We start from the raw sequence: 14,702 nt of genomic DNA, 5'->3' as shown, positions 1-14,702 counted from the left end.
AAATGTGACCTGGCCGAAGCAGATCCGGCAGCTGACTGTAAAGAAAGTCGGAGCCCCGGGCAGCGTGTCGCGAACCCGCTGGTGAAGAGGGCCGAACCGGCTGCCCAGGAAGGGGGAGAGGTGGGCGCTGAGGGGATCGAACCCCCGACATCTTCCTTGTAAGGGAAGCGCTCTACCGCTGAGCTAAGCGCCCTCGTTCCACCCGTGAAGGCGGAGCGCAGAGTCTATCCGAGATCGGGTCGAAGGCTTGCCAGGGCCTCCGCATACTCGTCCGGGTCCCGCGCCTCGGGGATCGTGTTGACCACCGACCAGCGCACGGTCCCGGCCTGGTCGATCACGAACGTCCCGCGCACCGCGCAGCCACGGTCGGCGTCGAACACCCCGTAAGCCGACGCGATCGCGCCGTGCGGCCAGAAGTCGCTGAGCAGCCCGAACTCCAGCCGCTCCGCCTCGGCGTACGCGCGCAGCGTGAACATGGGATCGCACGAGATCCCCACGAACTCCGCGCCGGCGAGCAGATCCGGCCGGTCGCGGAGCGCGCCGAGTTCGCTCGTGCACACCCTGCTGAAGGCATACGGGTAGAACACCAGGACCACGTCGCGCCGGCCCTGGTACTCCGAGAGCCGGAACGGTTCGCCGTGCTGGTTGCGGGCGGTGAAATCCGGTGCCTGGCTGCCGACCCTGGGGACGACTGGGCCAGTCACCGAACGATCACCGTCTGACCTTGGGTGACTTCGGCAGCACCAACTTCGTCGCCGACCAGTCGTCGGTGACGCTCAAGCTGCTCGTCGTCTGCATCCCGGCCGTCGGGGCCGCCTCGGCGACCTCTGCCGCGTCGACGTAACCTTCGCGGCCGACCTTGGGAGTCATCAGCCAGACGGCTCCGCCGGCCTTGAGGTCGGTCAGCGTCTCGAACAGGGCGTCGACCAGATCCCCGTCGTCCTCACGGAACCAGAGCAGGACGACGTCCACCGCGTCGTCCGGGTCGTCGCCGGTGAATTCCTCGCCGGTCAGTTCCTGGATGGCGTCGCGGAAGGCATCGTCACAGTCGTCGTCGTACCCGAGTTCGAGCACGACAGTGCCGCTCTCGAAACCGAGCCGGCTCGCCATGTTCGGCTCGCCGCTCTTGCCGTCCGCGTGGTCCGCGGTCGCGCTCACGTGTCCTCCTCCGTCGTCCCCGGTGTCCGGGGGTAGGCGTCAGTAGCAGTAGTCCATCGTGGCCTACCGCGTCGCGCAAGTATGCACGAGGGTTCCGTGACGTGTCCGGTATCCGCATGTCGGACACGGGGCGTGTCCGGTGGCACCCACCCTTTCAGGCGAGATCGGACGAGGTTGTGGATGCGAAGTAGAACGCATTCCGGTCAGGTGACAGGATTACGGGTGCTGCTACCGGAGCTTCCGACACGCGGCACTGGAGTACCGACTAGACAGAACGGCAGGACACCCGTGGCTTCCGGACACGAACCACCAGCCATCATCACCGAGGGGATGCCCACCCAGCTCCCCGATATCGACCCCGACGAGACCCGTGAGTGGGTCGAGTCGCTCGACGCCGTGCTGGACGAACGCGGCAAGGTGCGCGCGCGTTACCTGATGCTCAAGCTGATCGAGCGGGCCCGGGAGCGACAGGTGGGGGTGCCCGCGCTGCGGAGCACGGACTACATCAACTCGATCCCGCCCGAGCGCGAGCCGTGGTTCCCCGGTGACGAGCACATCGAGCGGCGGATCCGGGCCTTCATCCGGTGGAACGCCGCGGTGATGGTCAGCAAGGCCAACCGCAAGGGCCTGGAGGTCGGCGGCCACATCGCCACCTACCAGTCGGCGGCCAGCCTGTACGAGGTCGGCTTCAACCACTTCTTCCGGGGCAAGGACCACCCGGGCGGCGGCGACCAGATCTTCATCCAGGGCCACGCCTCCCCCGGTATGTACGCCCGCGCCTTCCTCGAGGGCCGGCTGACCACCGACCAGCTGGACGGCTTCCGCCAGGAGGTCTCCCGCGGGCCGCACCAGGGCCTGTCGTCGTACCCGCACCCGCGGTTGATGCCGGACTTCTGGGAGTACCCGACGGTCTCGATGGGGCTGGCCGCGCTGGACTCGATCTACCAGGCGCGCTTCAACCGGTACCTGCAGAACCGCGGCATCAAGGACACCAGCGACCAGCACGTCTGGACGTTCCTCGGTGACGGCGAGATGGGCGAGCCGGAGTCGCTCGGCGCGATCGGCCTGGCCGCCCGCGAGGAGCTCGACAACCTCACCTTCGTGATCAACTGCAACCTGCAGCAGCTGGACGGTCCCGTCCGCGGCAACGGCAAGGTGATCCAGGAGCTCGAGGCGTACTTCCGCGGCGCCGGCTGGAACGTCATCAAGGTGGTCTGGGGCCGCGAGTGGGACTCGCTGCTGGCCCAGGACCACGACGGCGCGCTGGTGAACAAGATGAACACCACCCCGGACGGCCAGTTCCAGACCTACGCCGTCGAGTCCGGCGAGTACATCCGGAACAACTTCTTCGGCGGCGACCAGCGGCTCCAGGCGATGGTCCGCAACCTGTCCGACGAGGACCTGCGCAAGCTGCCCCGCGGTGGGCACGACTACCGCAAGGTCTACGCGGCCTTCAAGAGCGCCAAGGAGCACGTCGGGCAGCCGACCGTCATCCTGGCCCAGACGGTCAAGGGCTGGACGATCGATTCGCTGGAAGGCCGCAACGCGACCCACCAGATGAAGAAGCTCACCTCCGACAACCTGAAGACCTTCCGCGACCGGCTCTACCTGCCGATCGAGGACAAGGACCTCGAGGACGCCTACAACCCGCCGTACTACCACCCCGGCAAGGACTCGCCGGAGTACCAGTACATGATGGAGCGCCGTTCGCAGCTCGGTGGCTTCCTGCCCGAGCGCCGGGTCCGGCCGAAGACGCTGAAGCTGCCCGGCGACGACGTCTACAAGCCACTGGCCAAGGGCAACGAGAAGACGCCGGTAGCGACCACGATGGCGCTCGTCCGGCTCTTCCGCGATCTGATGAAGGACCCGGAGATCGGGCACCGGATCGTCCCGATCGCCCCCGACGAGTACCGCACCTTCGGGATGGACTCGATGTTCCCGACGGCGAAGATCTACTCGCCGCACGGGCAGACGTACGAGGCGGTCGACCGCAACCTGCTGCTGGCCTACAAGGAGTCCGCGAAGGGCCAGCTGCTGCACGAGGGCATCAGCGAGGCCGGCGCGATGGGCTCGATGATCGCCGCGGCGACGGCGTACGCGACGCACGGCGAGCCGATGATCCCGTTCTACATCTTCTACTCGATGTTCGGGTTCCAGCGCACCGGCGACCAGCTCTGGGCGCTCGGCGACCAGCTCGGCCGTGGCTTCCTGATCGGCGCCACCGCGGGCCGTACGACGCTGACGGGTGAGGGTCTGCAGCACGCGGACGGGCACTCGCCGCTGCTGGCGTCGTCGAACCCGGCTGCCGTGCACTACGACCCCGCGTTCGCCTACGAGGTCGCGCACATCGTCAAGGACGGCCTGCGCCGGATGTACGGCTACGGGCTGGACAAGGACAAGCCGTACGGCGAGGACGTCTTCTATTACCTGACCGTCTACAACGAGCCGGTCGCGCAGCCGGCCGAGCCGGCCGACCTCGACGTCGCGGCCCTGCTCAAGGGCCTGTACCGGTTCAACGAGTACGAGACGGCCAAGGGCGACGACGTACCGCGCGTGCAACTACTCGGCTCGGGTGTCGCGCTGCCGTGGATCCGCAAGGCGCAGCAGATCCTCGCCGAGGAGTACTCCGTGGCGGCCGACATCTGGTCGGTCACGTCGTGGAACGAGCTTCGCCGTGACGCGATCGCCGCGGAGGAGCACAACCTGCTGCACCCAGACGAGGACGAGCGCGTCCCGTTCATCACCGAGCAACTGAAGGACACCAAGGGCCCGGTCGTCGCGGTCAGCGACTTCATGCGGGCGGTCCAGGACCAGATCTCCCGCTGGGTGCCGAACGACTACACGTCGCTCGGTACCGACGGCTGGGGCCTGGCCGACACCCGCGCCGCCGCCCGCCGCCACTTCCACGTCGACGCCGAATCCATCGTCGTCGCCACCCTGCAGATCCTCGCCAAGCGCGGCGAGGTCAAGCGCGAGGTCGCAGCGGAGGCAGCCCGCAAGTACCGCATCGAAGATCCGACCGCGGTAGCCGGCGTAAAGCAGGAAGGCACCGGCGCCTAGGTGCTGAACGTCTGAACGGGCCACCCCTGCTGGAGTGGCCCGTTCGCGTTGCGGCCCGGCCGGGCCTGGTGGTGTCCCCGGCCGAACCGCTCAGCCCGGTACGGCGCTGGACCGGGTGGCTCAGGCCGTCGCCAGCTCGAGTTCGGGCTGAGTCGTGTGCGCCTCCAGTTCGCGGACCAGCGGCAGGACCTTGGCGCCGAAGTACTCGATCTCCTCCTGGAAGTGGAGGAAGCCGGCCAGGATGAGGTCGACGCCGCGGCGGCGGTAGGCGACGATGCGTTCGGCGATCTGTTCGGGGGTGCCGATCAGTTGGCTGCGGAAGCCGTCGTTGTACTGGACCAGGTCCTCGAACGACGAGTCCGCCCACATTCCCTTGCCGTCCGGGGAGGACGCGCCCGCCTGGGTGACCGCGGCCCGGAAGCCCTCCACCGCCGGTTTGTTGGCCTTGGCAACGATCTCGCGGAGGACCTCGCGCGCCTCCTTCTCGGTGTCGCGGGCGATGATGAATCCGTTCAGCCCGAACTTCACTTCGCGACCCGCAGCCCGCGCCGTACGGCGGACGTCGAGAAGCTGTTCGGTGACGCCGTCGAAGTCCTTGCCGTTGGAGAAGTACCAATCGGAGTACTTGCCGGCATTGTCGCGAGCAGCCGTCGAGTTGCCACCCTGGAAGAGCTCGGGAACGACCAGCGGCTTGGGTTTCAGGGTGAAGTCGCGGATCCGGTAGAAGTCACCGGCGAACTCCACGTTGTCCTCGGTCCAGACCTTGCGCAGTACCTGCAAGAACTCCGCCGACCGCCGGTACCGCTCGTCGTGCTCCAGCCACGGCTCCCCCAGCGCGGTGAACTCACCCTTGAACCACCCGCTGACCACGTTCACCGCGAACCGCCCGTTGGACAGGTGATCAGCTGTCGCGCCGAGCTTCGCCAGTACGCCGGGTTGCCACAGCCCCGGATGGACAGCCGCGATCACCTTGAGCCGTTCGGTTGCCAACAGCAACGCCAGGCTGAAGCTGGTCGACTCGTGCTGGAACTCCGCGCCATAGCTGGCCGTGTACCGAACCTGGCTCAACGCATACTCGAACCCGACCCGCTCAGCCGTCTGCGCCAGCTTCTTGTTGTACTCGTAGTCCCAGCCGGTCCGCTGCTCGATGTCGCTGGTGACCAGGCCACCGCTGACGTTCGGCACCCAGTAGGCGAACTTGGTCTGGTCCGACACCCGCTCAGTCGTCATCAGGAATACCAGGTCGGCTCGGGCAACTCGCCGGTGAGGAGATGGCGCCCGACCTCGCGCCGCTTGTACGCCACCGGATCGTGCAGCGTGTGCGTCCGGACGTTGCGCCAGAACCGGTCGAGCCCCTCCCTCGACGCGGTTGCCCGCGCGCCGGTCGCCTCGAAGATCCGGTTGGTCACCTCGAGCGCCACGTCGGTCGCCCTGGCCTTCACCGCGGCGACCCGTACTTCGTGCTCACCACGCTGCTGAACGGTCACCTCCCAGGCGTTCTCGTGGATCCGCTGCCCCTCCAGCGCGACGGCGTCGGCGAGGGCTTCCACCGCCCAGAGTTTCGCCTGCAGATCGCCGTACAGGTCGATCACATAAGGCTCCTCGGAGGCGGTCGAATAACCTCCGTGCAGCCAGGAACGGCTCTTCTCCCGGGTATAGGTCAGTGCCGTTTCCAGCGCCCCGCGAGCGATTCCCAGGTAGAAATTGACGAACACCAACTGGATCGTCGGGACGTTCAAAGTGTTGTAGACCCGCGGCTGGAAGGTCTTGCCGACGAACCCGGCCGCCTGGTCCCAGCCGACCCGGACGTGGTTGAGGCTCACGCTGCCGCTCTCGGTCAGCCGCTGGCCCAGGTTGTCCCAGTCGTCGTGGAAGGTCAGCCCCTCGATATCCGACGGCACGATCGCGAAAACGTGCGTCCCGCTGTCGAGCAGAGTGCCCTCGAGCACGGTGACATCGGAGACCTTGCTGCCGGTCGAGAAGCTCTTGCGGCCGTTGAAGACGATCGTGCTGCCCTCGTCGGCGACCACGACATCGGAGTCGCGCGGGTTGACCGCGCCGCCGAAGAACCACTTGTTCTTGGTCGCTTCCGCCTCGACGTGGGCGATCTGCTCCGGCGTACCGACCAACCGGGCGGCCCAGAACCAGAGCAGGTGATAGCCGAGCAGTTGCCCGATCGATCCGTCGGCGGTGGCGACCGTCCGGATCACTTGGTACGCCGTCGGCCAGGTCTGCCCGCCGCCGCCGTGCTCGACCGGTCCGAGCAGGGTGACCAGGCCGGACTCCTTGAGCAACCGCACTTCCTCGTACGGCGTGGCGCCGGCCCGGTCGCGTTCGACCGCGTCGACGGCGAGGATCGCGGCCACCTCGGCGGCGCGCTGAATCCATTCTTCGGGCGTTTTCGGGGTGACCGCGGACAGGGCAGGCTGATTCGATACTTCGGTCATGATGATTCCTCGTTCCAGGAGGTGTGGGGGGTGAATTCGGAGCGAGGGGATCAACAGGTCTGCGAGGCGACGCGCAACAGATCGATATGGCGCCGGCGCACCAGGATCAATTGCTTCGTCATTCCTCAATGTCAACAGACTTACTAGACATTCGTCAACGCGATGACGGCTCGTCTCAGGCGCTGGACACTCCCCGGGTGGTCGTTGGTGAGGCCAACCGACTACGGTCGAGTGGAGGATTTTCCAGCGACAGGGAGTAGTCGAGCGTGTCGGGTACGCAACAGGACGCCGTCGAGGAGAAGCAGTTCTTCGGCCACCCGCGAGGGTTGATGACGCTTTTCACGACCGAGTTGTGGGAGCGGTTCAGCTACTACGGGATGCGCGCGATCCTGTTGATCTACCTGACCGACCAGGCGCACGGGCTCGGGCTCGGCCAGTCGCTCGGCGAGGCGGTCGTCTCGATCTACGGCGCGTCGGTCTACCTGCTCTCGGTGCTCGGCGGCTGGTTCGCCGACCGGGTGTTCGGCGCCCGGCGGACGGTTCTGTACGGCGGTACCGTGATCGTGGCCGGCCACCTCTGCCTGGCGATCCCGGTCGAGGGACTCGCCTACGTCGGCATCGCATTGGTTGCCCTCGGCACCGGATTGCTGAAGCCGAACGTGTCGACGATGGTCGGCAACCTGTACGAGAAGGACGACAACCGGCGCGACTCGGCGTTCTCGATCTTCTACATGGGCATCAACATCGGCTCGTTCAGCGCGCCGTTCGTGGTCGGCTTCCTGCGCCGCGAGTTCGGCTTCCACGTCGCCTTCGCGGCGGCCGCGGTCGGCATGACGCTCGCGCTGGTCGCGTATGTGCTCGGCCGGCGCACTCTGCACGGCCGCGGCGACACCCCGCCGAACCCAGTCACCGCCGAAGACCGCCCGACGATGGTCAAGATCACCGTCGCGGTCGTCGCCCTGCTGGTGATCGTCTTCGCCCTGTCCGCCTGGAGCTCCGGTGGCGTCGGCCCGAAGCCGGTGGTCGACGCGATCTCCTACCTGTGCTTCCTGGCGCCGATCGCGTACTTCACCATGCTGCTGCGCAGCCCACTGGTGACGGCCGACGAACGCCGCCGGGTCCGGGCGTACATCCCGCTCTTCATCGCGGCGATGCTGTTCTTCATGGTCTTCGAGCAGGCCGCCACCACGCTGACCACGTTCGCGGCCGACCGGACCGAGCTTTCTGTTCTCGGGATCTCGATCACGCCGGAGTTCTTCCAGTCGGTGAACCCGTTCAGCATCATCTTGCTCGCGCCGGTGTTCGCGGTGATCTGGATCAAGCTCGGCGATCGCGGCCCGAGCATCGGCCAGAAGTTCGCGACCGGGCTGCTGTTCGCCGGCCTCTCGTTCGCGGTGATGTCGCTGGCGTCGTCGGTCGCCGGCGAGTCGCTGGTCTCGCCGCTGTGGCTGGTCGTCGTCTACGTCATCCAGACGCTCGGCGAACTGTTCCTCTCCCCCGTCGGCCTGGCCGCGACGACGCTGCTGGCTCCGAAGGCGTTCACCAGCCAGATGATGGCGCTGTGGTTCCTCGCCCCAGCGGCCGGCCAGGCAATCACCGCCCAACTGGTCCAAGCAACCGAAGGCGCCTCAGACACCGCCTACTTCGGCGGCCTAGCCATCGTAACGATCGCCTTCGCCCTCATCCTCTACTTCTTAGCCCCCTGGATCCGCCGCCACGCAGACGTCCGCAACTGACCCTCTCCGGAGGGAGCCAGATCCCTTCAACGGGTGAGGACTTCGTACGGCGTACCGCTGAATGCTCTCTTGTATGACAGAGCATCCTGTACCCCGCTGGGCCTATCGTCTCGCGCACGTCATCCCGCTGTTGACCCTGCCGTCGGGGCTTTGGCGGCTTGGGTTGGTCGCGGGGTCGTCGATGGGGATGCTGGATGACAATGGCCGGCCGGCTCAGGTGGACAGTGTTGGGCAGGGTGTCTACATCGTTTGTCTGACTCTGTTCGCGGAGGCGGTCGCGCTGACTGCCTTCGGGATGGTCAAGGCGTGGGGCGAGGTGGTGCCGCGTTGGATCCCGTGGCTGGGTGGGCGCCGCGTTGCGCCGTACGCGGCGATCATTCCCGCGACGCTCGGTGGGTTGTCGCTGATCGCGATCTGGACCTATGGCTTCCGGGATGTCTTCACTGGCGGCTTCATCCCGTTCTCGAGCGACGCCGCTGCGGCCCTGATGATCAGCTGCTACGCACCTTTGCAGCTCTGGGGTCCGGCGCTGCTGGTACTGACCTGGGCCTATTGGCGACGGCGGCGGCAGTCCGCTGCACGGTATGCACAAACGTCACGATCTCAGGGCGTGAGGTCGGCGGGAGCCAACTGAGGACCAGGGTCGTCGTCGGCAGATCCGCCACCGGGATGGCGATCACCTCCCGGGTCAGGCGATCTACAGAGCCCGAGCCGACGACGGTGACGAGCCGGCCCAAGGCGACCCGGTCGAGGATCTCGTCCAGGCCCATCGGCGGGCACTCCTCCTGGTACGTCGGGTCTTGGCAGAGGTCCGCGGTGGTCACCATCGCCCGGCTCCCTGGTGCTCGACCGGATCGGCTGCCCGCCCCGGCGCACGGATCGCGTCGGTTGCCGAGTTCGGCGTACCAGGCGTCCTGCCGGTCTTCTGCCGGCTGGATCAGGACGATCTCACCGCCTTGACTGGGCTCGCCGAGCGCGGCGAACTCGCGGTCAGGGTCGGCGCCTGCTACCCGCTGGAGCGGGCGGGCCGACGCCCCCAGCGCGCCCAGGCCGCGGGCGGTACCCGCGGCAAGATCGTCATCGAGATCGGGGGCGCGGTTTGAGGCGGGCGCCTGGGAGGGGTGGGGCGGGGAGGGCGGCGCCGTCGTAGCCGGGGACGGTCGGGAAGCGGTCGGCGCCGTGGGCATCGATCGAGGCCATCCAGTCGTTGCGGGCGGCAACGATCTCCTCGTGGGAGCGGCCGATGAAGTTCCACCACATCACGAGTTGCTCCTCGAAGGGCTCGCCGCCGAGTAGGAGGAAGCGGGCGTCGCCGGTCAGCTCGATGGCTTCGCGGCCGGCGCCCAGGTAGACCATCTCGCCGAATCCGGGGGTCAGGTCGCCGACCGTCATCGAGCCGGCGACCACCAGTACGGCGTACTCGAAGGCTGGAGTGAGTGGGAGGCTGACGGTGCGGCCGGCGTCGAGTTGGATGTCGGCGCCGACGAGTGGCGTGTAGGCCGGGGCGGGCGAGGTGATGCCGGCGACGGTACCGATCATGACGGTGCCGTGCGCGCCGTCGAACTCGAGCGCCGGCAGGTCGGCGTACGCGTTGAAGTGGGGCGTCACCGTCGTCCGCGCGGAGTCGGGCAGCGCCACCCAGAGCTGGGCGCCGTGCAGCGTCGGCGGGCCGTCCGGCAGCGAGACCTCGGAGTGCGCGATGCCATTGCCGGCGGTCATGATGTTGAGCTCGCCCGGGCGGACCATCGCGTGCGAACCGACGCTGTCGCGGTGCTCGATCTCGCCCTCGAACAACCAGCTCACCGTCTGCAGGCTGGTGTGCGGATGCGGCGGCACGAGCATGCCGCGCTCCCCCGGTACGTCGTACGAGTCGACCCTGGCCGTCAGGTCGTCAGGCCCGTAGTGGTCGACGAAGCACCAGGCGCCGACCATCCGGCGGTTCTTGTTCGGCAGCAGTCGCCGGACCTTCGTCGTGCGCCCGAGCACCACCTCGCGAGCCTCCAGCAGCTCGACCACTGGCCCCTCGGCCCCCTCGCCACCACACACGCCTTCAGCGGGATGCTCGTCCAGATTGCTCATGATCCGAGTATCACCCCGGCGACGAAGCGGTCCACTCCTGGAGGGTGGGTGCGTCCCAGGTGTTGATGACGCGGTCGGCCGGGACCTCGCATTCTTCGGCTCGCTCGCAGCCGTAGATCTGCCAGTCGAGTTGGCCGGGGGCATGGGCGTCGGTGTCGATCGAGAAGACGCAGCCGGTCTCCACCGCGACGGAGAGCAGCCGGCGGGGCGGGTCGAGGCGTTCGGGGCGGGAGTTGATCTCCACCGCCGTACCGAATTGTTTACAGGCCTCGAAGACCACCTCGGCGTCGAACTGTGACTCCGGGCGGGTGCCGCGCTCGCCGGTGATGAGGCGGCCGGTGCAGTGGCCGAGTATGTCGACGTGCGGGTTGGCGATCGCGCGGACCATCCGCTCGGTCATCGCCTCCGACTCCATCCGCAGCTTGGAGTGCACGCTGGCGACCACGACGTCGAGCCGGGCGAGGATCTCGCTGTCGCAGTCGAGCGAGCCGTCGTCGAGGATGTCGACCTCGATCCCGTTCAGGATTGTGAACCCGTCGAGCTCGTCCGCGAGCTTCTTGTTGAGCTCGGCGACCACGTCCAACTGCTGCAACCGCCGCTCGCGGGAGAGCCCGTTGGCGACCGTCAGCCGAGGCGAATGATCGGTGAGCGCCATGTACCGATGCCCGAGCGCAGCCGCCGTACGAGCCATCTCCTCGATCGGGCTGCCGCCGTCCGACCAGTCCGAGTGCAGATGCAGGTCGGCCTTCAACTCACCTCGAAGCCCGACACCGGCCCCAGCCGCCGTCAGCTCGCCCGCAGCCTTCTCCAGCTTCACCAAGTACGCCGGAGTCTCCCCGTCCATCGCCTCGATGATCACGGCCTCGGTCTTGGGCCCGATCCCCGCCAATTCGGTCAACGTCCCGGCCCGCCGCCGAGCCCGCACCTCAGCCGCCGGCAACCCCTCGATCGTGTCCGCCGCCCGCCGGTAAGCCTTGACCCGATGCGTAGGCTGCCGCTCCCGCTCAAGGAAGTACCCGATCTTCCTCAAAGCCTCCACCGCAGCCTCAACACCCGCCCGATCACTCATCCCCCCATCATGCCGCCTCCCGGGGACAACCCGGCCGCTCCTCGCCCCACCTCGCAAACCACCCCATCGGCAAGGGCTCACTATCAACAGTCGGCACGCCACTAGCTGGGAAACAAACTTGCACCTGGAGGCAAAAAGTTTCCCGCTAGTCGGATCACGATCGCTGGCGGCCCGGCCAGCTCAGCCTCGGTGGTCAATCGTCCTCTGGCCAGTTCGTGAGGAGGGCGTGGAGGGCGGTGAGGGTGGACTTCCAGGAGAGGTTGGTGGGGCGGGGGGTGTGGCGGAAGGAGCCGGTTAGTTCCAGGGTGATGTAGCCGTGGAGGGTGGCGCCTAGGAGGCGGATGGCGTCTGTTTGGGCGTTGGGGGTTAGGGGGTAGGCGTGGAGGATCGAGCGGGTCAGGTCTGCGTGGCGGTGGGCGGGGGCTGCTGCGGGGCCGTCGGCGTCCAGGTCTTGTTGCATCGCGGCGTAGCGGCCGGGATGTTGTTTGGCGTAGTCGCGGTAGGAGTTGGCGAAGGCGAAGAGGGCGTCCTTGCCGGAGCGGCCGGCCATCGAGGCTGCTACCCGGTCGGCCAGTTCGGTCAGGGCCAGGGCGGCGACCCGGGCCCGGAGGTCCTTGGCGTTCTTGACGTGGGAGTAGAGGCTCGCGTCCTTCACCCCGAAACGGCGGGCCAGGGCCGAGACGGTGACGTTGTCGAAGCCGATCTCGTCGGCCAGCTCGGCCGCAGCCTGGGTCAGGCGGTCGGCGGTCATTCCCACGCGGGGCATGCGACTCCTCGGATATCAGTTTGCCTAGGACGTCTAGGATACTACCTATGAGTACTTGGATCACCACACCGATCGACAACCAGCTCGTGCGCGGCGCGGTCGAACTAGAGCACACCCAGTACGGCGTACTGCCGCATCGCCTGCCCGCATGGGCGCGTGCCCAGTCGACAGACGGGCAGCTGGCGATGGCCGAGGCGCAGCCCTCCGGCGTACGGCTCGTCTTCCGCACCAGCGCGACCGCGATCGAGCTCGACGTGTTGCCGACCAAGGTCCTGTACGCCGGTGCGCCTGCAGGTCCCGACGGCGTTTACGACTTGCTCGTCGACGGTCGGCTCACGGCTCAGCGCAGCGCGTCGGGCGGGAACGTCTTCACCATCGACCTGGCCACCGGGTCGACCGAGTTCGCGCCCGGCTCGCCCACCACCGTCCGTTTCGACGAGCTGCCCGGCCACGCCAAGGACGTCGAGATCTGGCTGCCGCACCGCGAGCGCACCGATTTGGTTGCCCTGCGCACCAATACGCCGATCGACCGGCAGCCGAGCAGCAGCAAGCCAGTCTGGCTGCATCACGGCAGCTCGATCAGCCACGGCTCCAACGCGGAAAGCCCGACCCAGACCTGGCCGGCCCTGGTGGCCCAGCAGCGCGGCGTCGAGCTGACCAACCTCGGCTTCGGCGGCGGCGCGTTGCTCGACCCGTTCACCGCACGCACCATGCGCGACCTCCCAGCAGATCTGATCAGCGTGAAGATCGGCATCAACCTGGTCAACCTCGACCTGATGCATCAACGCGCGTTCGGCCCGGCCGTACACGGCTTCCTCGACACGATCCGCGAGGGTCATCCGACCACGCCGCTACTCGTGATCTCCGCGATCTACTGCCCGATCCACGAGTACACCCCGGGCCCCGGCGTACCGGACTTCGCCGACGGCAAGGCGCAGTTCCGTGCCACCGGCGATCCCGATCAGCCCGGCAAGCTGACGCTCAACTGGATCCGCGAGGAGCTGGCGAGTCTCACCGCCGCAAGGGCGAAGGACGATCCCAACCTCAGCTACCTCGACGGCCGGGAGCTGTACGGCGAAGAAGACTTCGCAGTACGTCCGCTCCCCGACCAACTCCACCCCGACAACGCCACCCACCGTCAGTTGGCCGAACGCTTCGCCAAGCACCCGTTCATCGCTGGGCCGCGACAAGGCTCCGTCGCGGCAACAACAACGGCGTTGCGAGGATCAGCAGTCCAGCGACCACAACCGCCGTCCGAGGGGTGGTCGCGGCCGCCAGTACGCCCCACAAGGCGGTCATCAGCGCGATGACCGCCTTGCTGGAGATCGACCACGCCGACAGCGTCCGAGCCATCCGGTCATCAGGCGTCTCGGTCAACCGATAAGCAGCGAAGAGCGGCATGAAGATCCCCATGCAGGTGATCAGTCCCAGCTCCACCAGGATCACAATCAGCAGCCCAGCCACTCCCGGCCGGATGAAGGCCAGCCCAAGAAGCCAGCAAGCGCGCAGCGTCCCCGTGACGATCAGGACGCGATGCGAGCCGAAGCGCGCGGCCAGCGGCGCGGACAGGCGCGAGCCGATCAGCCCACCGATGCACGGCAGGCCGAAAGCCAGCGCGTACTGCCACGGCGCAAACCCGAGCTCGCCGAGCATGAGCACAGCCAGCACGGGCGCGGTCGCCATGATCAGCCCACTGGTCAGTACTCCGTTGAAGAACAGCAACCGCAGCGACGAGTGGCCGAAAATGTAGCGCCAGCCATCCCAAAGGTCCGCCACTCGAAGGCGCTCCTCCCGACGAGCCGGCCGGGTCTCGCGCAAACGGATCGCACGAACGCTCAGAGCCGAGAGCAGGTAGCTGACGGCATCGGCGAGCACGGTGACGACCGGCCCGAAAAGGCTGATCGACGCGCCACCCAACGGCGGCCCGATCATCGTGGCCGTCCACGTGGTCGACTCGAAACGTCCGGTGGCGACCAGGAGTTTCTCCCGCGGTACGACGGCCTTCAGCACTGCCCCGGTCGCGGCGGTGAAAGCGTTGTCGGCGGCACCGACCACGACCGCGACGGCCACCAGCTGCCAGAAGCCGAGCCACCCGGCCCAGTATGCCACCGGGATGCTCAGCAAGGCGGCGAAGCGCAGCAGATCCATCCCGACCATCACCGGTACCTTGCGCCGGAACTCCACCCAAGGCCCGAGCGGCACCGCCACCACCGCACCCACGGCCAGCCCGGCGGCCGCCAGCAACGACACCTGCCCAGGCCCTGCCTGCAACGCCAGGATCGCGATCAACGGGAACGCGTCGAAGGCGAACCAGGTCCCCACCGTGCTCACGGCGTACGAAGTCCACAACCAGCCGAACTGCCGCCCCAACTTCCGTTCGCTCACTC

12 protein-coding genes, 1 tRNA gene and 1 pseudogene are annotated in these 14,702 nt (G+C 67.5%); 5 read left to right on the top strand and 9 right to left on the bottom strand.

Annotated features, from left to right (window positions below; all coding sequences use genetic code 11):
* Positions 1 to 121 precede the first annotated feature (121 nt).
* The 3 genes from G3I17_RS17655 to G3I17_RS17645 all read right to left on the bottom strand — a co-directional run bounded on the left by G3I17_RS17655 (position 122) and on the right by G3I17_RS17645 (position 1,158).
* Positions 122 to 193: transfer RNA gene (locus tag G3I17_RS17655), tRNA-Val, on the bottom strand.
* A 31-nt stretch (positions 194 to 224) separates the two neighbouring features.
* Positions 225 to 704, bottom strand: coding sequence for a peroxiredoxin (locus G3I17_RS17650; RefSeq protein WP_164597524.1), 480 nt, complete (start codon positions 702 to 704; stop codon positions 225 to 227).
* Between the two features lie 7 nt (positions 705 to 711).
* Positions 712 to 1,158, bottom strand: coding sequence for a DUF3052 domain-containing protein (locus tag G3I17_RS17645; protein ID WP_164597523.1), 447 nt, complete (start codon positions 1,156 to 1,158; stop codon positions 712 to 714).
* A 330-nt stretch (positions 1,159 to 1,488) separates the two neighbouring features.
* Between G3I17_RS17645 and aceE the strand changes: the two genes are divergently transcribed.
* A complete protein-coding gene (gene aceE, locus G3I17_RS17640; protein ID WP_239062658.1) occupies positions 1,489 to 4,218 on the top strand; it encodes a pyruvate dehydrogenase (acetyl-transferring), homodimeric type in 2,730 nt (909 codons plus the stop codon).
* A gap of 120 nt (positions 4,219 to 4,338) precedes the next feature.
* Here the strand turns inward: aceE and sfnG are convergent, their stop codons facing one another.
* Positions 4,339 to 5,448, bottom strand: a complete 1,110-nt coding sequence (gene sfnG, locus G3I17_RS17635) for a dimethylsulfone monooxygenase SfnG (RefSeq protein WP_164597518.1) — start codon at positions 5,446 to 5,448, stop codon at positions 4,339 to 4,341.
* Positions 5,448 to 6,665, bottom strand: coding sequence for an acyl-CoA dehydrogenase family protein (locus tag G3I17_RS17630; RefSeq protein WP_164597515.1), 1,218 nt, complete (start codon positions 6,663 to 6,665; stop codon positions 5,448 to 5,450). Before G3I17_RS17630 ends, sfnG begins: the two co-directional genes overlap by 1 nt.
* Positions 6,666 to 6,931: 266 nt before the next feature.
* Between G3I17_RS17630 and G3I17_RS17625 the strand changes: the two genes are divergently transcribed.
* From G3I17_RS17625 to G3I17_RS17615, 3 genes are all read left to right on the top strand, one after another.
* Complete coding sequence (locus G3I17_RS17625) at positions 6,932 to 8,401, top strand: oligopeptide:H+ symporter (RefSeq protein ID WP_164597513.1); 1,470 nt, start codon at positions 6,932 to 6,934, stop codon at positions 8,399 to 8,401.
* Positions 8,402 to 8,474: 73 nt separating this feature from the next.
* Positions 8,475 to 9,035: a hypothetical protein gene (locus G3I17_RS17620; protein ID WP_203590367.1), complete on the top strand. Its 561-nt coding sequence runs from the start codon at positions 8,475 to 8,477 to the stop codon at positions 9,033 to 9,035.
* Positions 9,036 to 9,201: 166 nt separating this feature from the next.
* Complete coding sequence (locus tag G3I17_RS17615; protein WP_164597510.1) at positions 9,202 to 9,504, top strand: hypothetical protein; 303 nt, start codon at positions 9,202 to 9,204, stop codon at positions 9,502 to 9,504.
* Here the strand turns inward: G3I17_RS17615 and G3I17_RS17610 are convergent.
* From G3I17_RS17610 to G3I17_RS17600, 3 genes are all read right to left on the bottom strand, one after another.
* On the bottom strand, positions 9,479 to 10,480 hold the full coding sequence (locus G3I17_RS17610; RefSeq protein ID WP_164597508.1) for a pirin family protein: 1,002 nt from the start codon (positions 10,478 to 10,480) through the stop codon (positions 9,479 to 9,481). The genes G3I17_RS17615 and G3I17_RS17610 overlap by 26 nt on opposite strands.
* Before the next feature lie 10 nt (positions 10,481 to 10,490).
* Positions 10,491 to 11,549, bottom strand: a complete 1,059-nt coding sequence (locus tag G3I17_RS17605; protein ID WP_164597506.1) for a PHP domain-containing protein — start codon at positions 11,547 to 11,549, stop codon at positions 10,491 to 10,493.
* 193 nt (positions 11,550 to 11,742) lie between these two features.
* Positions 11,743 to 12,315: a TetR/AcrR family transcriptional regulator gene (locus G3I17_RS17600; protein ID WP_164597505.1), complete on the bottom strand. Its 573-nt coding sequence runs from the start codon at positions 12,313 to 12,315 to the stop codon at positions 11,743 to 11,745.
* A 47-nt stretch (positions 12,316 to 12,362) separates the two neighbouring features.
* Here G3I17_RS17600 and G3I17_RS17595 point away from each other — a divergent pair, with 47 nt between their 5' ends.
* A complete protein-coding gene (locus tag G3I17_RS17595; RefSeq protein ID WP_239062647.1) occupies positions 12,363 to 13,625 on the top strand; it encodes a GDSL-type esterase/lipase family protein in 1,263 nt (420 codons plus the stop codon).
* Here G3I17_RS17595 and G3I17_RS17590 read toward each other — a convergent pair.
* Positions 13,510 to 14,700 (bottom strand): annotated as a pseudogene (locus G3I17_RS17590) (MFS transporter); the annotation flags it as partial. The gene G3I17_RS17595 and the pseudogene G3I17_RS17590 sit on opposite strands and share 116 nt — an antisense overlap.
* Positions 14,701 to 14,702 lie beyond the last annotated feature (2 nt).

Source organism: Streptomyces sp. SID13031 (genome assembly GCF_010548305.1).
Taxonomy (GTDB): domain Bacteria; phylum Actinomycetota; class Actinomycetes; order Propionibacteriales; family Kribbellaceae; genus Kribbella.
Note: the sequence above shows the minus strand (reverse complement) of the source record. Positions and strands in the feature narration are given on the sequence as shown.